This window comes from Haladaptatus sp. HS23 (assembly GCF_056892285.1).
The window spans coordinates 350,155-376,751 of sequence record NZ_JBXGLH010000002.1 but is presented as its reverse complement, the minus strand read 5'-3'; the positions used below and the strand labels follow the sequence as shown (position 1 = coordinate 376,751).

Here is a 26,597-nt window from a genome sequence, read left to right as displayed (position 1 = left end):
AATCATCGACGCAGGGTGAACGTGACCGTCTCGTGGTCCCCGGCGTAGTACTCCCGGAGGAGGGCGGCGTCGCTGTCGTACTCCCCGTTCGAGACGATTCTCGCGGGCACGGACACGGTGAGCGGCGACTCGTCGAACGGGTACGGGTCGAGTCGGAACTCGTCGTCGCCGACGGGCGTCACCGTCATCGACACGTCCGCTTCCTCGGCCGATTTCGGCACCGAGTCGATGGTCGTCTCCTCGGGCCACTCGCTGGTGCAGAGGACGAGCGACAGGAAGTCCCAGACCTGCAGGAGTTCGTAGTTCCGCCACAGTTCGCTCTCGGTCCCCTCGGGCGGTTCGCCCTCCTCGTGGAGCGTAGTGAGGAGGTCCATGTCGGCGTCCGAGAGTCGCTCGCCGTCGTCACGGCCGTCGATTTCGTCACCGTCGCCCGACTCGTACAGTCCGTCGGCGAGTCGTCGCTGTCGCTGCTCCTCGCGGTCCACGAACCCCTCGAAGGCGGGTGGCGTGTCCGGCCACGACGACGACAGGCCGTAGCGACGGCGGCGGAGGCCGGACCCGTGCATGGACGCCACGAGTCCGGCGTACTCGTTCAACTCGACGACACTGTCGATTCCATCGTCGTAGAACGTCACCCACGCCTCCGCCGGAACGCTGAGGAAGTCAACGATGTTGCCATCTTCGAGGTGGGGCCGTCGGTCGTACTCCCACCACCCGTCGTCGTGGGTGTCCGCCACGAGGACCATCGCGGCGTACGGGTCGGGTCGGTCGAACGTCTCGTTCCCCCAGTGTTCGGCGAACTTCCCGGCCACCTTCGCGTGGTCGGGTTGCGTGATGAACCGATAGTGGTCCTCCGCGTCGGCGAGTATCATGGCCCGGAATTGGTCCGGAACCGGGATAAAAGCGCGTGCCGACCCGCTGTCCGCGAGTCGACTCCCGTTTCTCGATTCACTCGGTGTCGGCGTCTGGACCGATGGTGAGGACCGCCGTGCCGAACGGTTCCAGCGGTTTCTCGAACGTGGCGGTCAGTTCGTCGTTCGGGAAGATTCCGAGGACGTGTGCCGTCTCGTTGCCCACGTTTCGAAAGCCGTGCGGGACTTCGCCGGGAATGAGTGTGACTTCCCCCGCCGACAGCACCGTCGTTTCCGTTCCGACCGTCGCTTCGACGGTTCCGGCGGTCACGTGGAGCAACTCCTCGTTGCTGTCGCGGTGCGTCGGGAGGTAGTTTCCGGGTTCGAGTTCGATGCAGACCATCATCAGGTCGTCCCCCGAAACCTCGCTGGCCCCCGGCGTCCCCGGAGACAACGGGAAATACCCCCGTAGCCGCGCGTGTTCGTCCCCTTCTTGCCATACGTCCGTTCCCTCGAACTGGTAGAGTCGGACCGGTCGTAGGTCCTCGTCTCGTGATTGTACTGCCATGGTTTCCCCCTCTCGTCGTCGCTCGCGGTGGGTAACGCGGAACGAAAAAGCCGCGATGTTCGTACCCACTCGACGCTAGGCGTATTCCGACTATCACCTTTTCGTCGGGCAGTTCCCCGACAGTAGGTGGCGAGTAGGTGGTCGCTATCGTCCCGTCCTGGGCCGGTACGGACCGCATACTCTTGCGGCGACGGCTCGTGCTGTGGACGAGCGATGACTCCAGAGACGCCATCGAACCGCTCAGAATCGTTCGAGGACTGTTCGCGCTGTCGAGACGAGGCCGTGCTTCGCGTCGTCCGCACCGAAATCGACGCCGGTGTGACACCCGGGCAATCGTCCGCCGACTCCACGTCGGTCTGTCGGGACTGTTTCGCCCGCCTTCGCGCCGACCCGGATACGTCGTTCAACAGCCTGTTCGAATCGGAGTCGGACGATTCTCGCGCCGCACGTCGGTTCGTCAAAATCGAGCGCCTGTAGTCCCGTCCGTTCCGTCCGATCAGTACTCCGGCGGCACGTAGAGGTTGAGCGTTTCGAGCGGCGTGTCGCCCGTGTTCGTGATTTCGTGCGTTTCCCGCTCCTCGATGCACACGAGGTCGCCCGCCGAGAGTTCGACCGATTCCCCTTCCACGATTGCCTCGCCGGTTCCCGAAAAGACGAACAGCCACTGCTCGCTCTCCTCGTGTCGGTTCTCCGGCCCGCCGGTGGATTGCCCGGGCGACAGCACCATCGAGGCGGCCTGCGCTCGTTCCGTTTCGAGCAGCACGTCGAACCAGTCGTCGGTTTCCGTGGTCGTCCGTTTCATGGTCTTGGTTCATCCTCCATCGCCAGAAGCGTTCTGGGCTCTCGAGAGCGTTCGGGGTTCTCCGGGAAGTTCCGCCACTCGTCAGTTTATGCTCGCGTGGACCCTCTAGTACGGCATGCCAGCACGGGAAGACGCACGGAACGCAGGGGGCGGCGGGTTGCTGTCGGTGCTCTATCGGCTACGACGCGGGGATTCGGTGACGGTCGGCACCGACACTGGAACGCTCCGAACCCCGCGGGAGTTCACGGTCGAACGGGTCGCGGAGGAGCGAACCGAGCGAGACGGCGAAATCTACTATCGGGTCCACCTGCGAGGTTCGCGGGACGGCCACTACGTGTTGATGCCGGAGAAGCCGCAGGGCAAGGGCGTGCACGTCCCGCCGGAACTGTTCTACCAGCACCCCACCGACCGCGACAGGTGGGACGAACCCGAGGAGGAAACCGAGGGGAGCGTCGTCTTCCTCCGACTCACGGCCGGAGCGCCCGCGACGGACGAGTGAGGTCGAAACTCAGACCGGTTCGACGAACACGTCCACCGTCGAATCCGGCGACGCCACTGTGAGTCGCACCGCGTCGAAATCGCCGTCGTTCGCGGTGCGGTAGGAGACGCCGCGAACCCCGCCGCCGACCCGCCCGAACGAGAGTTTCGGCCGTGTGGCGTACGGTTTCTCGAACTTCACCGTCGCGTGTCCGGACCCATCGACGGTAACCCCGCGGTGGACGTCGAAGGCGGGGGAGTGGTCGCGGACGCTCGACGTCGCACTTCGGATGTGCCACGGGCGTTTCGCGTCCGACCAGTTCCCGTCGTAGCAGTTGTTCGCGCCGTTGCCCTCCACGATTGCCGGGCCGCCGCTGCGGTAGATTCGGTTGCGGCGGACGAGGTTCCGCTCGCTTTGAATCAACATCCCGGCCTCGTGTCCCTTCCCGGACGCGAACCCGCGGACGTGATTGTCGATGATTTCGTGGACCGTCTCGCCGCCCGCCGCGAGGAGGCCGACGCGTTCGAGGTTTCGGAGGCGGTTCCCCTCGACGGTGACGTACCGCGCCTCTTCGAGGATGATGCCCGTCCGTCCGGTGCCGGAGACCGTGTTTCGGGCGACGACGCCGTCTTCCGCCCCGGCGATTCTGATGCCGTCGCTCGCCACGTTTCGAATCCGATTTCGCGAGACGACGAAATCCGAGATTCCCTCGCTGACGTTGATTCCCCGGCCGCCGTAGCCGTACAGGTCGTTGTCCACCGCGGTGACGTGTTCGGCGCGCTCGATGTCGAGCGAGATTCCCGAATAGTCGTCCCGCCGTTCCTGTACGCTGACGTTCCCGTCGATTCGGACGTTCCGGACCGTCCCCTCGAAGCCGAGGTGGCAGAACGACTTGTGGTGGCCGAACCCGAGGTTGTCGGCGATGACGACGTAGCCCCCGCCGTCCGTCAGGTCGTCGCCGCCGATGCCGACCAGACTCCCCTCCGGGTTGTTCCCCAGTACGTTCCCGATGACGACGATGTTCCTCCCTTGGCGGTGACGACCGTTCCGCCACACGTCACAGGAGATAGAGCGGTCGAGACCGTCCGTGACGACGTTTCGAGCGACGACGACCCGCGTCCCCCCGACCTGTATCCCCCTGTCGCCGATGTCCTCGATTCGGTTGCCGACGATTCGAACGTTCCGGCTCGCGGGTTCCGCGCTGATGCCGCTCCCACCCGTGCTGTGTTCGTGGTACGGGTGGGTTCGGGTCACGTAGTTTCCCGCGAGCGTGACGTCCTCCGCGTCCTTCACGACGATGCCGTGACAGAGCTCCGTGAAGACGCTCTGTTCGTCGGGGTTGCCGTCGAAGCCGATACCTCGAATCGTGACGTTCGAGCAGTGACGATGATGGCCGACGCGAAACCCGCCGGCGTTGGCGTTCGCCGCCGGTTTGATGAGCGTCCGAACGCCGGGTCCGACGACGGTCACGTCGTCCACGTCGATGTCGAGCCACCCCGTCGTCCGGTACGGCGCGTTTTTCCCCGTGATGAGGACCGTCTCGCCGGACGAGAGGTTCTCGAACGTCGATTCGAGTTCGCTCGTCGTGGTGACGATGGAGTCGGCAACCGTTCGCGCTCGTCGCGTATCGTTCGCACGGCCGTCGCCCGCACCCCACCCCGTGAGCGCGAACGCCAGCCCAGCAGTACCCCCCAGCACCCGCCGCCGTGGAATGTCAGGCATTCTCCACGATACGGACGACGCCGAGCACCCACTGATTTGTGGCCGAATCCGTCACGATTTCCACGACGAACCGCGACGGTCCACGACTCGCGACAGGAAAACGGGACGACACATTGCCAATTTTCTTGAAAACATCCCAGACGGAGGACAGTAGGGCCTCAATTCTTTTGAAGAGAACGGACGTAGTCCCTTCCGTATCGTGCGATAGAACAAACACGGGTACATCGGAAGGTAACTATGTCCACACAACGCCATCCTCCGCGCGGCGCGGCAAGTATGCGACCGAGCGACGAACGATACGCAGTCGTCGTCACCACGAAAGCAGAAGGGATGGAGGTCGTTCTGCACGGGCTTCGGAAGCAACGCGCGGAACGAATCGCGACCCGGAAGAACCGAAACCGGGACGAAACGACGAACGTCCAGCCCGTACCGGAACGGGAACTGGAACGGCGTAGTGACGACCCGAACTGTCCCGCAAACCACTGATCGCTGCGATACATCATGCGATGGTGTGTCGTCCACACCGTCGTCGTTTTTTGCGAACGCACATCCGTCCGGCCAGTTTTGACTCCCTTCGCCGCTTTCCTCCCGCTCGGCCGCTCCCTTGTCGGGACCTACCGGCCACCCTCGCCCGCGTCATCACCGCTTTATTCGTCCGTCCTGTCGGGACGGACGTGTCCAGTTCCCGCTCCGGTTTCGTCGCCGCACTGTTCGCGTACGTCGCGTTGGCGTGGGGCGGTTCCTACGTCGCTATCTCCGTCGGCCTGCACAACCTCCCGCCGGTCTTCTTCGCCGCGAGTCGCCTCGACATCGCGGCCGTCGTCCTCGTCCCGTCCGTCGTGGCGTGGTACGACGACTGGCGTCCGAAAACGACCGGTGACTGGGTGTCCGTCTGTGCCGCGGGATTGTTCGTCGCCGCCGGGACGAACGCCTTCCTGTTCCTCGGACAGGAGTCCACGCCGAGCGCGGTTGCGGCCGTGGTGTTCGCGCTCAATCCCATCTTGGCGACGCTGTTCGCGTGGCTGTTGTTGCCGAGCGAGCGACTGTCTCTTCTCTCCGTCTTCGGGGTCTGCCTCGGCATCCTCGGCGTCGCCATCGTCGCCAATCCCGACCCCGACACCCTCCTTTCCGCACGGGGAATCGGCCCGTGGATACTTCTCTGCGGTGCCGCTTGTCTCGGGTTAGGGACCGTCCTCACCCGGCGGTTCGAGACGACGTTGCCGACGCTCGTGACGACCAGTTGGGGCCTCCTGCTCGGCGGCTTCTTCCTCCACGTCGTGAGCTACGGCCTCGGCGAGCGGGTTTCGACCGCGTGGAGTTCGACGCTCCTGCTCTCGGTCGTCTACCTCGGCATCGTCGCGACCGCCGGGGCGTACTCGGCGTACTTCGAACTCATCTCGCGCATCGGCGCGGTTCGAACGGCGCTCGTCTCCTACGTGGTCCCCGTCGTCACCGCGATTGCTGGATGGGTCCTCGTCGGCGAGACGATAACCCTGCACACCGTCGCCGGATTCCTCGTCATCGCCGTCGGATTCGCACTGACGGAGCGGCGGACGCTCCTCTCGGGACTTCGGGAGCGCGGGACGAAAACCGACGCGTGACACCTCGAACGGAGTGACCGCACGCGTTCGAGCGCGTGTCGATAGCGTTTCAATCAGTCCTCTTCGAGCGCAAGCGCTTTGAAGAATCGTTCCGACACGATGTCGAACAGTCGCTCGTTTATCACGGCCGAATCCATGTCGGTGTCCGCGAAGATGCCGAGCGAGAGCTGTCCGCCCGCTCGGTCCTGATGGCCGCCCGCGGTGCCGAACTCGGAGAACGCATCGTTGAGTACCATCCCGATGTCGATACGGGGGTCGAACGAGCGGGCGCTGAGCCAAAGGTCGCCGTTGACCACCCCGATGACGAGCACCGTCCTGATGCCTTCCAGTCGAAGGAGGTAGTCGGCGGCCTGCGGAAGCGCGCCGCTGTCGGGCGTCTGTCCGATGCTGGAAACGAGGACGGACCCGCGCATCGTTCGGTGGTGGATGGCCCGTCCGACGGCGTCCAACGTCTCCGGCGTGAGCGACGACCCGTACACCTCCTCGATGAGGTCGATGTCCGCGTACGGAAAGAGGTCGAGCGCGGCTTGGTAGTCGAGTCGGGTCGGATAGCGGATGTCGTCCAATCGCTCCCGATGGATGGCGAAGAGCAACGCGGAGGCGACCAGTTCCGGTGGCTCCTCGCTCTCGTTGGTCACGTACTCGGCCAGAATCGCGGCCGTGGAACCGTACTCGTCCCGCGTGTCCACGAACGCGGCGTCCGATTCGCCGGGCGGTTCCACGTTGTCGATGACGACGTCCGCCGTCACGGCGGTCGGGATTTCGACTTCGGTGCCGGAAATCGAGTGGTCCACGAAAGCCACGAGGTCGTACTCCTCGAGGGAGGTCTCGCCGATTTCGTGCAGTTCGATGTCGAAGATGCCGATGAACGAGCGAATCTCCTGATGGGTGATGTGGCCCTGATAGAAGATGGCAGTGTCGTCCACGCCGTTTCGGGTGGCTATCCATTCGAGCGCGAACGCGCTCGCGAGGCAGTCCGGGTCCGGTTGGTAGTGACAGACGATTGCGAGCGAATCAGTGTCCCCCAAAACTCCTTCGAGTTCCTCGACTTCTTCGACGGCTACTTCTCCCATTCTCTCCCCCATGTACTCACCTACGTGTGTGTCAAACAGGAAGTTGCCGGTTGGTTTCACCTTCGTACGGAAAAATGAACGGTTCGGTCAGTCGGAGAGTTCGGTCAGTTCGTCCGGCGTCGGAACGATGCCGAGTTGTTGCATCATTCCCAGCATGTCCCAGTTGGCCCACGTCTCCGCGATTTGGCCGTCCCTGACGCGGTGCATCGCGAGGCCGGTGATTTCGAACGTCTCCCCCGTCGGTTCGTGGCCGACGAACTCGCCTTCGTGGGTGCCAGTCTCGGTGCCGCGGAACACGACCAAATCGCCCTCACCGATCATCTCCTCTATCTTCACTTCCGCGTCCGGAAACGCCTCCCCGAACGCCCGAATCATCTCCTTGAACTCGTCGGCCCCCTGCGCGCCCGACGGCGCGTCGGGGTCGTACCGGACGTAATCCTCCGTGAGCAGTTGGTCCGCCACCGCTTCGTTCCCCTCGTTGACGAACTCGTTGATGAGTCGGTTGACTATCTCCTTGTTTTCGTTAACTCCCATGTGTTTCCCCCGAGATGGGTACGTCGGCGAGGTACAAAGTGTTGTTCGAGAGGCATCTCTTCGAGGCGCGATGGCGGGTGTCGTGTCGGGCGGGGCGTCGCCCGCCGATTCCGTCCTTCGGCGTAAAATCCACCACCGCACTCCGCACGGAGAGTGCTGATGTATTGATGTGTTTGCCGAGCGTATCTCTTCTATGACTCCGAGTTCGTTCGACGACAGATTCGAAGCAGTAGCACCGTCAGACCGACTCGTGACGGATGGTGGGGACGGGAACGCTCCCGAAACCGATGGCGCGTTCGTGCTGGACGACGCGGGGATAGGCGATGGAGACGAGCAGTATCGTGTCCTCGTTCCCCTCCTCGACTCCGATGCCGACGAACAGGAAGAACACGACGTCGAGCGACTGCTCCGGGCGGCGGCGGCACTCGCTCGAACACGCGACGGTGAAGTTCACCTCGTCAACGTCGTCCTCTTTCCCGAACAGACGCCACTCAGTCACGTCGAAGGGGAACCGCAGGTCGAGAGCGCGCGGAACGACGTCGCTCGACTTCTCGACCGAACGACCGAAGCGGGGATCGAATGCATGCTGCGGGGAAGCGTCTGTCTCGCACATAGCGAGACGCGGGCACTGCTCCACCTTCTCGACGAGCGCGAGTACGATGCGGTGTATCTCGGGACGCGGGACACGTCTTCACAGCGGCGACGGCTGTTTCGTGGAGACACGGTCGAACGACTTCTCACCGATTCGACGTGCGACGTCTACGTCGAACGGTTCGGCGTGGAGCCGTACGTCGAGGAGTTGGGGTCGGCAACCGAACGGACGGAGCGACTCCTATTGGCGGTCGCGGACAGCCCGCACTCCGACCTCGCGGCCGATATGGCTCGCACGTTGGCGCTGGACACGACCGCACGAATCGACGTCGTTCACTGTGTTCCCGCGGATGCGACCGAATCGACCATCGAAGCGGCGACGGAACTCGTGGAGGGGGTTGCGACGGACCTACGAGACGCGGCCGAGACGGGAACGATTATCGTCCGAACGGAAAACGCCCCGGAGGAGATAATTCATCGGTCGAACAACTACGACGTCACCCTTCTCGGTGCGCCCCGTGAAAGCCTCCTCCAACAGTTCATCTACGGGTCGCTCCCCGAACGGGTTCGACTGGGGTCGAAAAATACGGTAGTGATGGCCCGGCGCGCTCCACCCCGAACACGCTAAAACGTGTGCGGTCCGGAAAATCCCACAGCGACATATTAATATTGATTAATTCTGCCTGAAAAGTACGGACTGATAATGTTTTAGGCATACCTAAAAACCGGAGCTTTTACGTCGGTTTAGGTGTGCCTAAAACATGTATGCTGCCATGGAAGCCCCATCAGACACGGAGAGCGACGGCTATACGACCCGATTCGGCAGGGGGGACACGATGAGTCGCCCCGAAAGCGAGCGACTGCTTGCAAAGCAGGCGCGCTGCGAATCGAACGCCCGGACCTATCCCCGGCACCTCCCGCTCGCCATCGAGAGAGCGGAGGGCGTTCGCGTCGAGGACGTGGACGGAACGGAATATTATGACTGTCTCGCGGGCGCTGGCACCCTCGCGCTCGGACACAACCATCCGGCCGTCGTGCAGGCCATCGAGGAGGTTCTGGACGCAAGCGGGCCGCTCCACACTCTCGACATCACGACGCCGACGAAGGACGCCTTCGTGGACGAACTGTTCGGGAGCCTCCCCGACGAGTTCGCCGACGCCGCGCGCGTGCAGTTCTGTAGCCCCGCGGGAACGGACGCCATCGAGGCGGCGCTGAAACTCGTCAAGACAGCGACCGGGAACCGTTCCACCCTCGCGTTTCAGGGCGGCTACCACGGTATGACCCACGGCGCGCTCGGGTTGATGGGCGACACCGACCCGAAGGACGCCGTCCCGGGAACGATGCCCGACGTTCACCACCTCCCGTATCCGTACGACTACCGCTGTCCGTTCGGCATCGGCGGCGAGGACGGCCACCGGACGTCGAGCCGATACATCGAACGCCTGTTGGACGACCCGGAGAGCGGTATCACCGACCCCGCCGGAATGGTGCTCGAACTCGTTCAGGGCGAGGGCGGCGCGATTCCCGCTCCCGACGAGTGGACCCGCGAGGTTCGTCGGGTCACCCGCGAACGCGACGTTCCCTTGGTCGTGGACGAAATCCAGACCGGCCTCGGTCGGACGGGTGAAACCTACGCCTTCGAACACGCCGACATCGTTCCGGACGTAGTGACGCTCTCGAAGGCCGTCGGCGGTGGGTTGCCCCTTGCCGTCGTCGTCTACGACGAGTCGCTCGACGTGTGGGAACCGGGCGCACACGCCGGGACGTTCCGCGGCGACCAGTTGGCGATGGCCGCCGGGCAGGCGACCATCGAGTACGTCCTCGAGAACGATCTCCCCGCCCACGCAGAGCGAATGGGCGAGCGCCTTCGAGGCCACCTCGAACGGACCGCGGAGACGTTCGATTCCGTCGGCGACGTTCGCGGCCGCGGCCTGATGCTCGGGGCCGAAATCGTGGACCCGACGGCGGAACCGGACGAACTCGGTAGCTACCCCGTCGCACCGGACCTCGCGTCGGCCATCCGCGAGGAGTGTTTCGAGCGCGGACTCATCGTGGAGTTGGGTGGCCGACACGGAAGCACCGTCAGGTTCCTTCCCCCGCTCGTCGTCACGAAGGACGACATCGACGCCATCGCGGAGCGGTTCCACGACGCGGTTACGGCGGCGGCGGAACGCGAGGTGGTGACGGCATGACGCACGCCGACGCGAAGGAAATCGAGAGACGGGAGAGTGCGGACTCGTTGTTCCTCGGCAGCGACAAGGGGGACGACGCCTACCGGCGGGCGATGGCGAAAGCGACCGACGCCGTCCTCGATTCGGCCGTCGACGGCGAGCGACCCTACACCGGTCAGTCGCCGGAATCGCTCCGGGAACTGTTCGAAGACGAGCGGATGATTCCCGAAGACGGTCTTGGCCTCTCGGGTGCCATCGAGGCCGCCGAACCGATACTCCGACACTCGGTCGACGTCTCGAACCCGACCTGTTTCGCCCACCTCCACTGTCCACCGATGGTTCCGGGATTAGCCGCGGAGGCGATGCTTTCCGCGACGAACCAGTCGATGGACTCGTGGGACCAGAGTCCGGCGGCGACGATGCTCGAAACGCGGATGGTCGAGGAACTCTGTTCGCTCTTCGGCTACGACGCCGACGCCGGTGACGGGGTGTTCACGAGCGGCGGAACGCAGTCCAACTTCCTCGGACTCCTGCTCGCCCGCGAGCGCTTCGCCGAGGAGCGATTCGGCACCGACGTTCAGCGCTCGGGACTCCCGCCGCGTGCGAAGGCGATGCGAATCCTCTGCTCGGAGGAGGCACATTTCACGGCCGAACAGGCCGCCGCCCACCTCGGTTTGGGGGAGAACGCGGTGACGACCGTCGAAACCGACGAGAACCGACGGCTGTGCCCGGACGCGCTCGACCGAACCCTGTCGGACCTCCACGAGCGGGAATTAGTCCCGTTCGCCCTCGTCGGCACCGCCGGGACGACGGACTTCGGGAGCATCGACCCGCTCGGCGAACTTGCAGACCGGGCGGACGAACACGACCTGTGGTTCCACGTCGATGCGGCCTACGGCGGCGCGCTGGCCGCGAGCGAGCGCCACCGTGACCGCCTCTCCGGAATCGACCGCGCGGACTCCATCGCCGTGGATTTCCACAAACTGTTCTATCAGCCCATCAGCTGCGGTGCGTTCCTGCTCCGCGACGGCTCGCGGTACGAACACATCGCGCGAAACGCCTCCTACCTCAATCCGGAGGGGGACAACGCGCCGAACCTCGTCGCCAAGTCCACGCAGACGACGCGCCGCTTCGACGCGCTCAAACCGTACCTCACGTTCCAAGCCGTCGGGCGGAGCGGATTGGCCGCCCTCATCGACGGCACCATCGACCTCGCCGACGACGTCGCGTCCCTGCTCTCGGAGGACGATTCGTTCGAACTGGTGGCCGAACCGTCGCTCAACGCCGTCGTCTTCCGTTACCGGCCGCACGACGACCTGTCGGACGACCTGCTGGGATGGATAAACGAGGCGATACGCGAGTCGCTCCTCCGGGAAGGCGAGGCGGTCCTCGCTCGAACCGAGGTCGACGGCGTCTCCGCGCTGAAGTTCACCCTCCTCAACCCGCGGACGACGCTCTCGGACGTCGCCGCCGTCCTCGACACGCTCGAACGGCGCGGCGATTCGCTGTGTGCCGTCTCGCCGGAGGTGAGTCGATGATTCCCCCGAGCGCGACGGACGACCCCGACGCCGTGGCCGCCGCCGCGACGACGCACGCTTTCCTCAACTCCTATCTCCGGGAGACGGGCAACTACGAGGTCGTCGAGGACTCGTCGGCGGAGTCCGGGAACGCGATTCGATTCGAACTGTCGGCCGTCGGCGTCGAAGTCGTCGTTCCGCTTTCGTACCGGTCGGAGACCGGTCGCCACCTGTTCGACCTGCCGGCGCGGTTCCACGCGGGCGGCGAGTGGACGACGCTCGACTACGCCACGTTGGCGTCCCTCGTCGTCAAGGACCTGTCGGGAAAGCGGGCGAACGACCACGTCGCCGACGAGTTCCTCGGTCGGGTGCTGTCGAGCAAGCAAGCGACGGAGCGGTTCGTCGAGGCGCGCGCCGACGACGCCGAGAGGCTGTACGGCACCGACTTCGAGTTCGCCGACGCCGAACAGTCGCTCGTCTTCGGCCACCTGCTTCATCCGACGCCGAAGAGCAGGGAGGGAATCGCCGCCCACGACGCGCCGACGTACGCCCCGGAACTGCGCGGGTCGTTCCCGCTCCACTACTTCCGGGCCTCTTCCGACGTCGTCGCGCACGATTCGGCGCGGGACGAGAGCGCGACCGAGTGGGTGAAATCCGAACTGCGCGACGACTCGACCGTCACCGAGTCGTTCGTCGCGGAGCACGTCGAGAGCGACGACGCGCTGATTCCGGTCCACCCGTGGCAGGCCAAACACCTGCTCCGAAAACCGTTCGTGGAGTCGCTGCTGGCGGACGGCGAACTCGACTATCTCGGCCCGCGGGGCCGGGAGTACTTCCCCACGTCCTCGGTTCGAACGCTCTACAGTCCGGAGTCGTCGTTCATGGTGAAGGGGTCGCTCGCCGTCACCATCACGAACTCCGAGCGGACGAACAAGCGGCCCGAACTGGAGCGCGGCGTCGCCATCACCGAACTCATGGACACGGACCTCGGGGACGAACTGCGGTCACGGTTCCCCGAGTTCGACGTGGTGCGCGACCCGGCCTACCTGACGGTCGAAGCGGGCGACGGGACGGAATCCGGGTTCGAAGTCGTCCTGCGCGAGAACCCGTTTCGCGGCGAGGACGCGAGGAACGCCACGCCCATCGTGGGCCTCTGTCAGGACTCGCTGTCCGGCGGGAACTCGCGCCTCGCCAACATCGTGGAGGAAATCGCGGAGCGAGAGGGCCGGTCCACCGCCGCGGTGAGTCGGGACTGGTTCAGGCAGTATCTCGCCGTCTCGATTCGACCGGTGCTGTGGCTCTACCTGACCCGCGGCGTCGGACTGGAAGCCCACCAGCAAAACAGCGTGCTGACGCTCGAAGACGGCTATCCCGACGAGTTCAGGTACCGTGACAATCAGGGCTACTACTTCGTCGAATCGACGCAGGACGAGGTCGAGGCGTTCCTCCCCGGCGTCGCCGAGCGCGCGGACACGCTCGTTTCGGACGAACTGGCGGACGAGAGAATCCGCTACTACGTCATCCTGAACAACGCGTTCGGCGTGGTCAACGCGTTCGGCTGCGCCGGACTCGTGGACGAACGCGAGTTGCTCTCGCTCCTTCGAGAGGAATTGAAATCGCTCGCGGAGCACGAGCGCGAGGAGTCGTCGCTGGTGTCCAGTCTGCTCGGGGAGCGACGACTCGCCTGCAAGGCAAACCTGCTCACCCGGTTCCACGGCATGGACGAACTCACAGGCACGCTCGAAAACCAGTCCGTCTATTCGGACGTCCCCAACCCGCTCGTGACGGAACTGGAGGTGAAACCATGACCGGACCGGCCGGAATCGTCGCGTCGGACTACGAGTTTCAGACGCGGGACGCGGAGTTGGAGAAGACGATTTCGTTCCGCGAGGCGACGATGGACCGGGACCTCGGCCGCCTCCACCGCTGGCTGAACGAACCCCACGTCCTGCCGTACTGGCAGTGGGACGACCCGCTTCCCGAGTTCAGACGAACGCTCGCCGAAAAGCTGGCCGACGGCCACCAGACGCTCTACGTCGGCCACCTCGACCACGTTCCCATGAGCTACTGGGAATCGTACTGGGCCGCCGAGGACGACCTCGCGGACCACTACGATGCGAAGTCGACGGACCAAGGCATCCACCTGCTCATCGGCGTCCCGGAATTTCTCGGGCACGGTTACGCGAAACCCTTGCTCCGGGCCATGACGGCGTTCCAGTTCCGTCACGACGAGACCGAGCGCGTCGTGACGGAACCCGACGTTCGCAACGACAAGGTCATCAACGTCTTCGAGGCGTGCGGGTTCGAACCCCGAGACGAGCTTTCGTTGGACGAAAAGGACGCCCTGCTGATGGTCTGTGAGCGCGAGCGGTTCGAGTCGGAGGTGCTGGCCGGATGACGGACGAACATTCGACGGACGTCTACGACGTGGTCGGCGTCGGCCTCGGGCCGTTCAACCTCGGCCTGGCGGCCCTGTTAGAGGACACCGAGGGCGACGCGCTGTTCCTCGAACGGAAACCCGAGTTCGAGTGGCACGGCGGGATGCTCATCGAGGACGCGACCCTCGAAGTGCCGTTCCTCGCGGACCTCGTCACGCTCGCCGACCCGACGAGCGAATACACTTACCTGAACTACCTTCGAGAGACGGACCGTCTCTACGAGTTCTACTTCTACGAGACGTTTCAGGTTCCCCGGCGGGAGTACGACGACTACTGCAAGTGGGTCGCCGACACGCTCGGCAACACGGCGTTCAGCCGTCGCGTGACCGACGTTCGCTACGACGAGGGAAGAGAGGAGTTCCGCGTCACCGCCCGCGACCCGGAAAGCGGTGAGACGGTCGAGTGCCGGGCTGAAAACGTGGTTGTCGGCGTCGGAAGCGTCCCGCGGATTCCCGAGGCGCTACAGGGGCACCCGAGCGAGGACGTGTTCCACACCGCGAGGTACCTCGACCGGCGGGAACGCTGTCTCGACGCGGACGCCATCACGGTCGTCGGGTCGGGCCAGAGCGCCGCCGAGGTATTCTTAGACCTGCTGAAACGCCAACCCGAGGCGGGGTATCGGCTCGACTGGCTCACGCGCTCGGAGGGCTTCTTCCCGATGGAGTACTCGAAACTCGGACTTCAGCACTTCACGCCCGAGTACACGGAGTACTTCTACGACTTGCCACAGGAGCAAAAGGACGCTCTCGTGCCCGAACAGGGGTTGCTCTACAAGGGAATCGACCCCGAGACGAGCGAGGAAATCTACGACCTGCTGTACGAGCGCTCCATCGGCGACGCCGACCCGGATATCGGCATGCTCGCCATGACCGAAGTCGAGGACATCGAGGAGACGGGCGACGGCTATCGCTTGACCTGCGAACAGTGGCAGGAAGGCGAGCGGTTCGCCCACGGAAGCGACGTGGTGGTCCTCGGAACCGGATATCACCGTCCGAAGCCGCCCTTCCTCGCCGGAATCGAGGACCGAATCGGCCGCGACGCGAAGGGTCGCCTTCGGGTCGACGAGAACTACGAAATCGAGTTCGACGGCGCGGGCCGCCTGTTCGTGCAGAACGGCGGCCTGTACAGCCACGGCGTCGGAACACCGGACCTCGGTTTAGGCTGCCAGCGAAACTCGGTCATCATCGAGTCGCTGCTCGGCGAGGAGCGGTATCCGACCGACGAGGACACCGTCTTTCAGGACTTCTCCGTCGAGACGTTCTGCTCGAAAGCACCCGACAGCGAACGACTGCACGACGAACACGCGGCACCCACACAGGAGGACTGACGATGCAAACCCCAACACAGGATTCGAACGACGACATCGACAGCAGCGGCATTGACAACAGTATCGAGTACGAGGAGCTTCGGGACGCACTGGACGCCGAAATCTGGGAGGCGGTCGGTCGGCGACTGCTGGCGAAGATGCTGGCGGAGTTCGGCTACGAGGAACTCGTGACGCCCCGACGAACCGAGGACGGCTACTTCCACCTCGGCTTGTCCGACGGCGTCGAGTACCGGTTCGAGGCCGACGAACGGCTGTTCGACTGGCGGAGCGTCCACCCCGATTCCATCGAGCGTCGGGAGTCCGGGGACTGGGAACCGGCGGCCGACCCCGTAGAGTTCCTGCTCGACGCGCAGGGGACCATCGGCGTCTCGGACATGACCGCCGGACACCTGATTCGGGAGTATCGCAACACGATGCTCGCCGACGCCCACATCGAGGCGAAAGTCCGCGACGGAGAGCGGGACCTCACGTCGCTCGACTACGCGGAACTCGAAGGCGAGATGACCGGCCACCCGTGGATAACCTACAACAAGGGTCGCCTCGGCTTCGGCTACGACGACTACCTCGACTACGCGCCGGAACGGAAACAGCCCGTGACGCTCTCGTGGCTCGCCGTCTCCCGCGAACAGGCCACCTTCAGCGCCGTCTCGGGACTCGACCACGAATCGCTCGTCGCCGACGAACTCGGCGACCTGTACGGGGCATTCCGCGCGAAGCTCGAAGCGAAGGGCCTCGACCCGGACGACTACTACTTCCTGCCGGTCCACGAGTGGCAGTGGGACGGCAGCATCGTCCAACTGTTCGCCGACGAAATCGCATCGGACGCCATCGTCCCGCTCGGCGACGGGCCGGACGAATACCTTCCCCAGCAGTCGATTCGGACGTTCGTGAACGTGGACGAACTGGAACGTCACCACGTCAAACTCCCGCTGCGCATCCTCAACACGCTCGTTTACCGCGGACTGCCGGGCGAGCGAACAGAAGTCGCGCCGATAGTCACGGAGTACATCAAGGGAATCTACGAGGACGACGAGTTCCTCCGTGAGGAGTGTGACCTTATTCTCCCCGGAGAAATCGCGGGGATGAACTACGACCATCCCGACTTCTCGCAACTGGACGGGTCGGCGTACCAGTACGACGAACTGCTCGGCTGTGTCTGGCGTGAGAGCATCTACACCTTCCTCGACGAGGACGAGAAAGCCATCACGCTGTCGTCGCTCATGCACGTCGAAGACGGGACGCCGTACCTCGAATCGCTCGTGGAGGAGTCCGGCCTGTCGATGGAAGCGTGGCTGGACGAACTGTTCGAGACGGTGTTGCCGCCGCTGCTTCACTACCTCTATCGCTACGGGACGGTGTTCTCGCCGCACGGCCAGAACACGATGATAGTGTTGAAGGACGGCCGACCGCACCGCCTCGCGGTGAAGGACTTCGTGGACGACGTGAACGTCAGCGACCAACCGTTGCCGGAACTCCAGTCGCTCCCGGACGAACTCAGCGCGGTGCTGCGAACCGAACCGCCCGAAGGGCTGTGTCAGTTCATCTTCTCCGGCCTGTTCGTCTGCGTCTTCCGCTACGTCGCCGACGCGTTAGAGACGCACTCGGATTACTCGGAGGAGCAGTTCTGGATAGGCGTTCGGGAAGCCATCGAGGAGTATCAGGCGGAGTTCCCGGAACTGGAAGACCGGTTCGAACTGTTCGACCTGCTCCGCCCCGAGTTCACGAAGCTCTGTCTCAACCGGAACCGCCTCCTCGATTACGGCTACGAGGACGCCGACGGCCGTCCACACGCCTCCGAACACGGAACGGTTCCCAACCCGCTCCACGAGGTGGCGAACCGCTAGGCCGAGAGCCCGGTATCGTTTCCGTCAGTGTCCCTTTCCCCCCATTCTCGTTCCCATACTTCTCCAGACATCCACAGTTTCACCGCCGCTTGACGCCGTTTCCCGGCGAGTACGAGGGGCACCACAACCGTTATATGCTGAACGATATAACGCTGTTCCATCCATGGAGGACCCTCCGACGATACCGCGCCGCCGATTCCTCACGGGCGCGGCGGCGACCGGTGCGTTGGCGCTCGCCGGGTGTACCGCGAGCGACGACGGTGCCGTCGATGGAACCGGGAAGTCGAGTTCGACCGACGGGTCCACGTCCGACGGAACGAACTCGTCCGGTTCGACGGAGCTCTCCGGAACGATGACCATCTTTCACGCCGGAAGCCTCTCCGCGCCGTTCGGGGACGTCGAAACGAAATTCGAGTCGAACCACGACGTGCAGGTCAACCGCGAGGCGAAGGGGTCCATCGGTTCGACGAAGAAGATAACCAACCTCGGGCGGTCGGCCGACGTCCTCGGCGTTTCCGACTATCGGCTCATCCGCGACATGATGGTGCCGGAGTACGTGAAGTGGTACGCGGTGTTCGCCACCAACGCGATGACGATCGCATACACCGACGAGGCGACCGGCGCGGACGAGATTTCCCCGGACAACTGGTGGGAAATCCTCCTGCGGGACGACGTGACGTTCGGCCACTCGGACCCCGCCGTGGACCCGAACGGCTACCGGTCGGTGATGACGATGCAACTCGGCGCGATTCCGTTCGAGGGTGAGACGCTGTTCGACGGGACGGCCTCGAAGAAACTCATCGACAAGGCGAAAATCCCGTCGGGGACGGAGACGGACCTCCTCAGTCAGCTTCACTCGGGCGAACTCGACTACGCGTGGGAGTATCAGTCCACGAGCGCGAGCCACGACGTGAACACCGTCGACCTGCAACCGTCCGTCGACCTCTCGAAAGCGAGCGCGAAGTACGACGAACACTACGCGAAGGCGGAGGTGAAGGCCGGCGGCGAGACGTACACCGGCGCACCCATCGCCTACGGCGTCGCCGTTCCCGACAACGCGAAGGACGCCGACGCGGGCAACGCGTGGGTCGAATACCTCATCACGAAGCCCGGACGGAAGGTACTGAAAGACAACGGCTTCGAACCCGTCGAACCGGCGGTGGTGCCGAAGGACACGAAGGACGCCGTTCCGAAGGGCGTCGTGTCCAACGCGGAAGCGAAGACGTCCATCGGCCCGCTCGAACTATAGGGAAACCGTTTGAAGGATGGCGATGCGTACACGAAAACGATTCGAGGACCCATGAGCGATTCCAACTACGAGGGGGGCTATCGGGCGCACCCGACCGCGATGCTCGGACGCGGGTCGGTCGTGCTGGCCGTCCTGACGGTACAGGCGCTCGCGTTCGGGGCGTTGTACGTGCTCGGACGGCCGACGCTGTACGTCGGAGTCGCACTGTGTAGCGCGGCGGTACTCGGTTGGCGGGCGAACGACGGGTGGTTTGGCGTGGCCAGCGCGACGTTCGGCGTAGTCCTCCTCCTCGCACTCGGCATGCCCATCGTCATGTTCGTCGCGCGTCAAAATCCGACCCTCATCGTTGAGACGGCGACGTCGCCCGACGTGCAGACGATGCTGTTTCTCACCGTCTACGGCCCGCTGCTCGCCACGATTGTGGCGCTCCTCTTCGGAATACCGCTCGCGTATCTCCTCGCTCGCGGGTTCACCGGTCAGGCAATCGTGGAGAGTTTGGTGGACTTGCCGCTCGTGGTTCCCCATTCCGTCGCGGGTATCCTCGTCCTGTTCGGTTTCGGGAAACGCGGCCTCTTCCCGAGCATTTCGGTGCTGACGACGCTGACCGGGATGGTGCTGGCGCTGACCTTCGTGAGCGCGCCGTTCGCGGTCAACACCGTCCGCGAGGCGTTCGAATCGGTCGACTCCCGCCTCGAATACGCCGCCCGGAGTCACGGCGCACCGCCGTTCGAGACGTTCCTGCGCGTGCAACTGCCGCTCGCGTCCCGCGGCGTCGTCACCGGCGGCGTCCTCGCGTGGGCGCGCGGCGTCTCGGAGTTCGGGGCCGTCGCCGTCGTCGCCTACAGCGTCAACTTCTTCTATCCCCTCACCGGCACCGAAACCGTCTCCCAACACGCCCCGGTGTTCTTTTTCAACACGTTCACCTCGTCCGGACTGGACGAGGCGAGCGCCGTCGCGTTCGTCCTCCTCGTGCTCAGTGCGGGCATCTTCCTCGTCGTTCGATTGCTCACGGGCAGCGACTCCGGGAGCGTGCTATGAGTTTCGATATCGACATCGACGCGACGTTCACCACGGAGGGAACCGACCCGTTCGACCTCGACGCCGAACTGTCGGTCGAAACCGGCGAAACCCTCGTCGTCCTCGGCCCGAGCGGGAGCGGCAAGACGCTCCTGCTCGAAACGGTCGCGGGCTATCACGACCACGCCGGACACGTCTTCTTCGACGGACGGGACGTGACGGACGACCTGCCGGAAGAGCGCTACTTCGGGTTCGTCTTTCAGGACTACGCGCTGTTCCCGCATCTCACCGCGCTGGAGAACGTCGAGTTCGGCGCGCGATACCACTCCGATGCGCTCGACGCGGAATCGGTCCTCGCCGACCTCGGCGTCGCCCATCTCGCCGACAGGCGACCCCGGACGCTCTCCGGCGGGGAGGCACAGCGCGTCGCGCTCGCGCGCTCGCTCGCCATCCGCCCCGAGGCGTTGTTGTTGGACGAACCGCTGTCGGCGCTCGACGTACCGACCCGCGAGGAACTCCGCGACGATCTCCGGGACCTCATCGCCGACGTCACCGCGATTTACGTCACCCACAACCGGACGACGGCGCGGGCGCTCGCCGACAGAATCGCCGTCATGCGCGACGGCCACATCGTCCAACTCGGGTCCGTCGAGGACGTGTTTTATCGTCCGGCGACGCCCTTCGTCGCGTGGTTCACCGGGTCGAACTGCCTCCCCGTGACGGTCCTCCCGGACGAGGCGGTTCCCCGTCCGTCCGCGACGCACGTCGCCATTAGACCCGAGTTCGTGAACCTCGACGATACAATGGATACGATGGCAGCACAGGCGTCGATGTCGGCCACCGTCACCCGCGTCACGCCGCGGGACGGCGATAATCGAGTCACGCTCTCGCTCGGCGGCGAGGAGTTGACCGCGTTCAGTTCCCGGTCGTTGTCGCCCGGCCAAACGGTCGCCGTGTCGCTCCCGGCGGACCGCTGCTGGGGAATCGAGGACGGGACGGTAGCCGAAGAATCGCGCAAACGCCCGCTCAGCCGTGAACGGCCGCCGCGCCGAGAAAGCTGACGCCCATGAATCCGAACACGAGCAGGGCGTACGTCTCGACGAGCGCCGCGTCCTCGTGGGTTCGAACGACCACCCGGTTCGACGCGTGGTGGATATATCTTCGGACTCACGTCAGCTAAAATACGTTACCGGGTGGTTTCGGACTCTCAGTCCCGCAGCGCCACGTTCCGCCACATCTCCAGCGCGTCCGCCTGTTCGTCGGGCATGACTTCCAACACGACGATGCCGTCGTAGTTCTCTTCGAGGGCCGCTATCACCCGCTCCATGTCCATCGTTCCGGTTCCAAACGCCAACCCGTCCGTGATTTTCGTCCCGTCACAGCAGTGAATCACGGGAATCGAATCGCCGTACCCGGCGAGGAGATTCTCCAGTATCGAGCGGTACGCTTCCTCCGCCGTGTAGAGGTGGGCGGTATCGAGGACGAGAGGGCGACTTTCGTCGAGCAGGACGTTGCGCAGGAAGTGGAGGCTGTGGCCGGTGGAGTTCTCGAAGCCGTGCGGGACGGTGATGTCGGTGCGGTCGAGGAGATAGCCGACGTTGCTCAACGGGATTTTCGTGGAGTGGACGACGAGCGTGGCGTCGAGGCGCTCACACAGGTCGTTGGTCCGCTGGACGTATTCGAGTTCGTCGAGGTCCACGTGCGGCGTGTGTGCCGAGACGATTTCCACCGGCGCGTCGCGACACACCGCCGCCGTCTCCTCCGCGGCGTCCAAATCGTCCGTAGTGAGGTGGAGTTCCACCGCGTCGAATCCCCGCTCGGACGCGGCCCGCAGTTCGTCGGCGGTCGGCGGACATTTTCCGGCGACTATCATCGCGTCGTCGTAGCACGCGACGGCCCAAATACATGCTGTGGTATGTGAGGTTATCACACGCCCCGAACGACCCCGGCGAACCGGGGTTTTTGGTCGGGTGGCGCGAATCGGACGGCATGAACGTGACCGTTCTCGGCACCGGCGGAACGATAGCGAGCACCGACCGCGACACGGGCGCGGTCCCGACCGAACGGGGGAGCGCCATCGTGGAGCGAGTCCCGGCGCTGGCGGAGTACGGCGACGTCTCCGTCGAACAGGTCGCACAGGTCCCGAGCTACGAAATGACGGCGGAAACGCTCGAAAGCGTCGGCGAACGGGTCGCCCAACTCGACGCCGATTCGGAAACGGACGCCGTCGTCGTCACACACGGCACGGACACGATGGAGGAAACGGCGTACTATCTCGACGCGACGCTCCGGCCCGACACGCCCGTGCTCCTGACCGGCGCACAGCGGCGTCCCGACGAGCGAAGTTCGGACGGCGCGGCGAACCTCGTCACCGCCTTCGCGGCGGCGCAGGCCTTCGCGGACGGCGGGCACGGCGGAACTTACATCGCCTTCGACGAGGCGATCCACAGCGCGCGATTCGTCACGAAGGTTCACACGTCGGCCCTCGACGCGTTTTCCTCCCCCGGCGTCGGGCCGGTTGCGACCCGCGACCGGAACGGGATACGAGTCCTCCGGCGACCGACCAGCGAAACGGCACACATCCCCGACGGAACGCTCGACCCGACCGTCTTCGTCGTCGGGAGCGGCGCGGGAGTGGACGAGCGGTTGGGCGTAGCCGCCCTCGAAGCGGGTGCGGACGGCCTCGTCGTGAACGGAACGGGACTCGGAAACGTCACCGCCAGTCTCGGCGAGTTCGTCGAATCGACGGTAGGGGACGGGACGCCGGTAGTCGTCACGTCCCGGTGCGTCGCGGGGCGAACGACGCCCGTTTACGGCGGCGCTGGCGGCGGCGAGACACTGCGTGCGGCCGGGGCGCTGTTCGCCGAGGACTTACCCGCGGGGAAAGCCCGTCTCAAACTCGCGCTCGCGCTATCTCGGTATGACGGCGGTGACGATGGCGTCGGTGGAGAAAACGACGACCGCGACGAGGCGCTTCGGGCGCTGTTCGACGCGTAGAGAGCGAGTTGTGATCGGCAGACGTGACTGTCCGGACGTGTTCCCGTTTCGCAAACCGCTGTGGCTACAGCGGTTCACGATTCTCCCGTCTCTCCGAGCAGCGGAACCGACGACTCACTCCGACTGCGTGGTCTCGATGATGAAGTGCGCGGTGAGGACCCCGAGCATCGCCACGGCCGCACAGAGCAACATCGCCCGGCCGAACGCGGAGACGAACGTCTCGTGGACGATTCGAACGATTTCGGATTCGACTTCCGGAGCGAGACGCTTGAGGGTCGCCTCCGCGGCGTCGGACCCGGACAACAGCCCCTTTATCTCCCGTCTGTCCGACGAATCGAGCGCGGCACCGGCACCGACGAGCAGTTCGGTCAGTTTCTCGTTCTCCAGCGTTTTGAACAGCGCGCCGGTCACCGCGATACCGAAGACGGCCCCCAAGAGCCGGACCATTCCCAGCACCCCGGAGGCTTCGCCGCCCTTGGCCTCCGGGAGCGCCGCCATTCCCACCGTGTTCGAAAGCGTGTACGCCACGCCGATTCCGGTTCCGGCGAGGACGAGCGAGACGAGAACGGTGGTCAATCCGCCCGCCGGGCTCGTACGGGTGAGGAACAGGAACGCGACGGCGACGAGCGCCAAGCTGCCGACCATGGAGGTCCGCACTCCGAGTCGGGTCGAAACGCCGTTCGTTCGCGCTTCCAGCAGCACCAACGGCACGGTGAACGCTAAAAACACCAACCCGGTTCGTAAGGGGGAGTAATCCAAGACGTTCTGGAGGTAGAGCGTCATGTAGAACAACAGCGCGCCGAAGCCGTAGTTCACGACGAATCCGACCGCGTTCGCGCCGAGGAAGTTCCGGTTCTCGAACAGTCCGAGTTCTATCAACGGGTCGTCAACGCGCCGCTCGATGAGGATGAACGCCGCGAGCAGCAGCACCGACGCGACGAGAGCCCCGACGACGAACGGCGACCCCCACCCGAGCTTGTCGCCCTGCTGAATGCCCAACACCAGCGCGACGAGGCCGACGGTAACGGTGATGAGACCGGCGAAATCGACGTGATGGCCGACCGTCTCGTCGCGGGATTCGCGCACGGCGACGAGCGTCAGAACCACTGCCACCGTCGCCAGCGGGATGTTGAAGAAGAAAAACCAGCGCCACGAGAACATCTGCGTGAGGACGCCGCCGACGAGCGGTCCGGCGGCGAGTCCGAGGCCGCTGATCGCCGCCCAGAGCGCGATACCCTTTCCGCGCTCCTTTTCCGGGAACGCGTTGCTGACTATCGGCAGCGACGCCGCGAAGAAGGCCGCCGCGCCCAGTCCCTGAATCACGCGGGCGGAAACCAGCCACAGTTCGCTTTGAGACAGGCCGGCGAACGCGGAGGCGACGATGAAGACGACGATTCCGACGAGCAGCACCCGCCGCCGACCGAAGATGTCCGACAATCGGCCGAACGCGACCATCGGCGCGGCGAACGCGAGCAGGTAGGCGTTGATGGTCCACTGCAACCCCGTCGTCGAGATGCCGAGGTCCCGACCGATGGTCGGCAGCGCGACGGTGAGGCCGTTGAAGTCCACGGAGACGAGGATGCCCGCGATGCCGATGGCCACCACGACCCACCACTTCCGGTTCTGTTCGGTAATCGTCGGTACTCGATTCGATAGCTTCGTCGTAGTGTACCCCATCTCTGTCCCACCTCTTTAGCCGCACCTGCCGAGCGCAACCGTGCGTCAGCAGTTCCCGTCACTGTCCTGCGACCGCGACGAGGAGCAATCGAATCCTCGACTGCGTTGTTACCTCGTTACGCTGGTAACGGGCATAAACATGTAGTCGACAAAACCAGAACTATCGTCATCTCTGGGAAATCCCACTGCCCTCGTCGAAACGCTCGGGCGACATCTCGCGGAGAAACGGCGACGACTCTCCGTCGATTGCGTCGGCGACCGACTGCCCAACGACCGGTGCGCGGGTGATTCCGAGGCCGCTCATCCCGACGGCGAGGTAGTAGTTCTCCACCGCTCCCTCTCCCACTATCGGCAGTCCGTCCGGTGTGACGGTTCGATAGCCGGTCCACGCCGTATCGCGGCGGAGTTCGTCGCCGTCGAATCCGTGTTGCGAGAGCAGGTCCCTCGCACGCCGCTCGAACTCGCCGCCGGGCGATTTCCCGGCGTCGGGAGTCACGTCCTCGTCCGCCCGGAATTCGGTGTTGTAGTGCCCGACGTACAACCCCTTCGCGTACCGACGGACGTAGAGGTCGTTTTCGAACTGCGAGAAGGGTACCTCGGTGTCGGTTTCCGCTGGCGTCTCGAAACCGATGATGGGACCTGCCGTCCGTCGTATCGGGAGTTCGTCCACGTCCACTCCACCGGCCTCAACCGCCCACGGACCGGCGGCGTTCACGACCGCATCGACTCCGAGTTCGTCGTCGTCCAGTTCGAGTCCCACGACGCGACCCGAGTCGGTGACGACGCCGGTTACGGCCGTCCCGGTTCGAATCGTCGCCCCTTCCTCGCGTGCTTTTTCGGCGTACAGTTCCGCGACGGCGACGGGGTCGAAGTGGCCGTCCTCGGGCGTGTAGAGCGTCCCGACGGCACGGTCATCGTCGTACGGACCTGCACCCGGACGTACCTCCGCGTTCACTCCCTCGGCGGCGAGTTCTTCCGCGTGCTCCCGATAGGTTGCCAACGTCGATTCGGACCACGCGACGTGACACTGGCCGGTTCGCGTGAAATCGAGTTCGCCGCTCTCGATGAACTTCGAATACTCGTCCCACGCGCGCCGTCGGAGTCGATGGGCGAACTCGCTCGGCGGCACCGACTGCCACACGAACACGGCCATCGACGCCGCCGTCGTTCCCGACCCGATTTCGTCCCGTTCGAGGAGCGTGACCTCGTGGCCGCGTTCGACGAGGTGATACGCGCTGCCGGTGCCGATGACGCCTCCGCCGATGATGCCGACGTTCATTGTGTGTCTCTCAGGGAGATGAGTACGAAGCCACATAAATCGAGTCGTGGGATGGTCGCTCGGTCCTGTCGAATCTCGCCCCTCAGGTCGCGGCGAGCACGATGCCTGCCGCGACGAGTGTCACACCGAGGGCGACCTTCAGTCGGGACGGGTCGACGCGGTGAGCGACCCGCCATCCGACGACGACACCGACGAGTTCGGGAACGCCGATGGCGAGCGCGAGCGGAAGCGAAACCGCACCCTGCAACACGTAGGTCGTCGCGGCGAACGCCGAGAGGAACACCGATTGCACCTGGGCGGCCGCGAGCGCGTCCAACATCGAAACGCCCAGCACGACGAGGACGGGGACGGCGATAACCGGTCCTCCGACGCCGAGCAGACCGCCTAACACGCCGACGCCGAACCCGAGGCCGGCAAAAACGACGACGCCGACCGTCGAATCGGACGGGAACGACCACCTCGAATCGATGGTTCGCTGCTCGCGATAGACGATACTCACGCCGGAAAGGACGGTGAACCCAGTCAATAGCGCCCCAAATACGGCGTCGGAGATGGTCGCATTGACGAGCGCGCCGACGACGGCACCGACGACACTCGGTACCGTGACGAGTATCGCGAGTCGTTTCCCCGACCCTGTTCGGAGTTCGCCCGACCGGTAGTAGGTGTAACTCCCGAGTATTCCCGTGAAGACGAACGTCGACATCGCCGTTCCGGCGACGGTCGCAGACGACTCGTTCGTGAGTGCGAACAGGGCGACGGTCACGAAGATACCACCCGGTCCGACGGCGGTGATGCCGACTCCGGAGAGGAAAGCGACGACCACTAGCAACAACAGCGTTGTAGAGGTGGGGAGCATCGAAG

Annotated in this window: 25 protein-coding genes; 15 read left to right on the top strand and 10 right to left on the bottom strand. The window is 64.7% G+C overall.

All coding sequences use genetic code 11. From position 1 onward, the window contains the following. Positions 1 to 2: 2 nt before the first annotated feature. Positions 3 to 872 carry a DUF3891 family protein gene (locus tag AC1XDK_RS08100; protein ID WP_483349321.1) on the bottom strand — a complete coding sequence of 290 codons (870 nt, stop codon included), beginning with the start codon at positions 870 to 872 and terminating at the stop codon, positions 3 to 5. A gap of 76 nt (positions 873 to 948) precedes the next feature. Next, positions 949 to 1,419, bottom strand: a complete 471-nt coding sequence (locus AC1XDK_RS08095; RefSeq protein WP_483349320.1) for a cupin domain-containing protein — start codon at positions 1,417 to 1,419, stop codon at positions 949 to 951. Between the two features lie 213 nt (positions 1,420 to 1,632). Between AC1XDK_RS08095 and AC1XDK_RS08090 the strand changes: the two genes are divergently transcribed. Next, positions 1,633 to 1,896, top strand: coding sequence for a hypothetical protein (locus AC1XDK_RS08090; protein ID WP_483349319.1), 264 nt, complete (start codon positions 1,633 to 1,635; stop codon positions 1,894 to 1,896). 19 nt (positions 1,897 to 1,915) lie between these two features. Here the strand turns inward: AC1XDK_RS08090 and AC1XDK_RS08085 are convergent, their stop codons facing one another. Continuing rightward, positions 1,916 to 2,221, bottom strand: coding sequence for a cupin domain-containing protein (locus AC1XDK_RS08085; protein WP_483349318.1), 306 nt, complete (start codon positions 2,219 to 2,221; stop codon positions 1,916 to 1,918). Positions 2,222 to 2,336: 115 nt separating this feature from the next. On the opposite strand from AC1XDK_RS08085, the gene AC1XDK_RS08080 reads away from it, so the two are divergent. Beyond that, the gene (locus AC1XDK_RS08080; RefSeq protein WP_483349317.1) at positions 2,337 to 2,720 is read left to right on the top strand and encodes a hypothetical protein; all 384 of its coding nucleotides are present in this window, start codon (positions 2,337 to 2,339) and stop codon (positions 2,718 to 2,720) included. 9 nt (positions 2,721 to 2,729) lie between these two features. Here the strand turns inward: AC1XDK_RS08080 and AC1XDK_RS08075 are convergent, their stop codons facing one another. Beyond that, positions 2,730 to 4,421: a right-handed parallel beta-helix repeat-containing protein gene (locus tag AC1XDK_RS08075; protein WP_483349316.1), complete on the bottom strand. Its 1,692-nt coding sequence runs from the start codon at positions 4,419 to 4,421 to the stop codon at positions 2,730 to 2,732. Positions 4,422 to 4,658: 237 nt separating this feature from the next. On the opposite strand from AC1XDK_RS08075, the gene AC1XDK_RS08070 reads away from it, so the two are divergent. Together AC1XDK_RS08070 and AC1XDK_RS08065 are read left to right on the top strand one after the other, a co-directional pair. Continuing rightward, positions 4,659 to 4,907: a hypothetical protein gene (locus AC1XDK_RS08070; protein WP_483349315.1), complete on the top strand. Its 249-nt coding sequence runs from the start codon at positions 4,659 to 4,661 to the stop codon at positions 4,905 to 4,907. Positions 4,908 to 5,095: 188 nt separating this feature from the next. Next, a complete protein-coding gene (locus tag AC1XDK_RS08065; protein WP_483349313.1) occupies positions 5,096 to 6,022 on the top strand; it encodes a DMT family transporter in 927 nt (308 codons plus the stop codon). Between the two features lie 53 nt (positions 6,023 to 6,075). On the opposite strand, the gene AC1XDK_RS08060 is transcribed toward AC1XDK_RS08065, so the two are convergent. Further along, the gene (locus tag AC1XDK_RS08060) at positions 6,076 to 7,095 is read right to left on the bottom strand and encodes a DHH family phosphoesterase (protein ID WP_483349312.1); all 1,020 of its coding nucleotides are present in this window, start codon (positions 7,093 to 7,095) and stop codon (positions 6,076 to 6,078) included. 87 nt (positions 7,096 to 7,182) lie between these two features. Continuing rightward, entirely contained in the window at positions 7,183 to 7,629 is a 447-nt protein-coding gene (locus AC1XDK_RS08055; RefSeq protein WP_483349311.1) for an ester cyclase, read from the bottom strand. 193 nt (positions 7,630 to 7,822) lie between these two features. Here AC1XDK_RS08055 and AC1XDK_RS08050 point away from each other — a divergent pair, with 193 nt between their 5' ends. The 10 genes from AC1XDK_RS08050 to AC1XDK_RS08005 all read left to right on the top strand — a co-directional run bounded on the left by AC1XDK_RS08050 (position 7,823) and on the right by AC1XDK_RS08005 (position 20,844). Further along, positions 7,823 to 8,848: a universal stress protein gene (locus AC1XDK_RS08050; RefSeq protein WP_483349310.1), complete on the top strand. Its 1,026-nt coding sequence runs from the start codon at positions 7,823 to 7,825 to the stop codon at positions 8,846 to 8,848. Between the two features lie 208 nt (positions 8,849 to 9,056). After that, on the top strand, positions 9,057 to 10,412 hold the full coding sequence (locus tag AC1XDK_RS08045; RefSeq protein ID WP_483349856.1) for a diaminobutyrate--2-oxoglutarate transaminase: 1,356 nt from the start codon (positions 9,057 to 9,059) through the stop codon (positions 10,410 to 10,412). Beyond that, positions 10,409 to 11,929: a pyridoxal phosphate-dependent decarboxylase family protein gene (locus AC1XDK_RS08040; RefSeq protein ID WP_483349309.1), complete on the top strand. Its 1,521-nt coding sequence runs from the start codon at positions 10,409 to 10,411 to the stop codon at positions 11,927 to 11,929. The genes AC1XDK_RS08045 and AC1XDK_RS08040 overlap by 4 nt, the downstream gene beginning before the upstream one ends. After that, positions 11,926 to 13,716: an IucA/IucC family protein gene (locus AC1XDK_RS08035; RefSeq protein WP_483349307.1), complete on the top strand. Its 1,791-nt coding sequence runs from the start codon at positions 11,926 to 11,928 to the stop codon at positions 13,714 to 13,716. Before AC1XDK_RS08040 ends, AC1XDK_RS08035 begins: the two co-directional genes overlap by 4 nt. After that, on the top strand, positions 13,713 to 14,306 hold the full coding sequence (locus AC1XDK_RS08030; protein ID WP_483349306.1) for a GNAT family N-acetyltransferase: 594 nt from the start codon (positions 13,713 to 13,715) through the stop codon (positions 14,304 to 14,306). The genes AC1XDK_RS08035 and AC1XDK_RS08030 overlap by 4 nt, the downstream gene beginning before the upstream one ends. Further along, positions 14,303 to 15,673: a lysine N(6)-hydroxylase/L-ornithine N(5)-oxygenase family protein gene (locus AC1XDK_RS08025; protein WP_483349305.1), complete on the top strand. Its 1,371-nt coding sequence runs from the start codon at positions 14,303 to 14,305 to the stop codon at positions 15,671 to 15,673. The genes AC1XDK_RS08030 and AC1XDK_RS08025 overlap by 4 nt, the downstream gene beginning before the upstream one ends. 2 nt (positions 15,674 to 15,675) lie before the next feature. Beyond that, on the top strand, positions 15,676 to 17,517 hold the full coding sequence (locus AC1XDK_RS08020) for an IucA/IucC family protein (protein ID WP_483349304.1): 1,842 nt from the start codon (positions 15,676 to 15,678) through the stop codon (positions 17,515 to 17,517). A 163-nt stretch (positions 17,518 to 17,680) separates the two neighbouring features. Beyond that, positions 17,681 to 18,766: a tungstate ABC transporter substrate-binding protein WtpA gene (gene wtpA, locus AC1XDK_RS08015; protein ID WP_483349303.1), complete on the top strand. Its 1,086-nt coding sequence runs from the start codon at positions 17,681 to 17,683 to the stop codon at positions 18,764 to 18,766. 51 nt (positions 18,767 to 18,817) lie between these two features. Further along, positions 18,818 to 19,804, top strand: a complete 987-nt coding sequence (locus tag AC1XDK_RS08010; RefSeq protein WP_483349302.1) for an ABC transporter permease — start codon at positions 18,818 to 18,820, stop codon at positions 19,802 to 19,804. Beyond that, positions 19,801 to 20,844 carry an ABC transporter ATP-binding protein gene (locus AC1XDK_RS08005; protein WP_483349301.1) on the top strand — a complete coding sequence of 348 codons (1,044 nt, stop codon included), beginning with the start codon at positions 19,801 to 19,803 and terminating at the stop codon, positions 20,842 to 20,844. The genes AC1XDK_RS08010 and AC1XDK_RS08005 overlap by 4 nt, the downstream gene beginning before the upstream one ends. A gap of 146 nt (positions 20,845 to 20,990) precedes the next feature. On the opposite strand, the gene AC1XDK_RS08000 is transcribed toward AC1XDK_RS08005, so the two are convergent. Then, positions 20,991 to 21,713 (bottom strand): sugar phosphate isomerase/epimerase family protein, encoded by a 723-nt coding sequence (locus AC1XDK_RS08000; RefSeq protein ID WP_483349300.1) that lies wholly within the window; start codon positions 21,711 to 21,713, stop codon positions 20,991 to 20,993. A gap of 59 nt (positions 21,714 to 21,772) precedes the next feature. Here AC1XDK_RS08000 and AC1XDK_RS07995 point away from each other — a divergent pair, with 59 nt between their 5' ends. After that, entirely contained in the window at positions 21,773 to 22,780 is a 1,008-nt protein-coding gene (locus AC1XDK_RS07995; protein ID WP_483349855.1) for an asparaginase, read from the top strand. A gap of 114 nt (positions 22,781 to 22,894) precedes the next feature. On the opposite strand, the gene AC1XDK_RS07990 is transcribed toward AC1XDK_RS07995, so the two are convergent. The 3 genes from AC1XDK_RS07990 to AC1XDK_RS07980 form a co-directional block, all read right to left on the bottom strand. After that, complete coding sequence (locus AC1XDK_RS07990) at positions 22,895 to 24,457, bottom strand: MFS transporter (protein ID WP_483349299.1); 1,563 nt, start codon at positions 24,455 to 24,457, stop codon at positions 22,895 to 22,897. A 166-nt stretch (positions 24,458 to 24,623) separates the two neighbouring features. Next, positions 24,624 to 25,736: an NAD(P)/FAD-dependent oxidoreductase gene (locus AC1XDK_RS07985; RefSeq protein WP_483349297.1), complete on the bottom strand. Its 1,113-nt coding sequence runs from the start codon at positions 25,734 to 25,736 to the stop codon at positions 24,624 to 24,626. A gap of 82 nt (positions 25,737 to 25,818) precedes the next feature. After that, positions 25,819 to 26,592, bottom strand: a complete 774-nt coding sequence (locus AC1XDK_RS07980; protein WP_483349296.1) for a sulfite exporter TauE/SafE family protein — start codon at positions 26,590 to 26,592, stop codon at positions 25,819 to 25,821. Positions 26,593 to 26,597 lie beyond the last annotated feature (5 nt).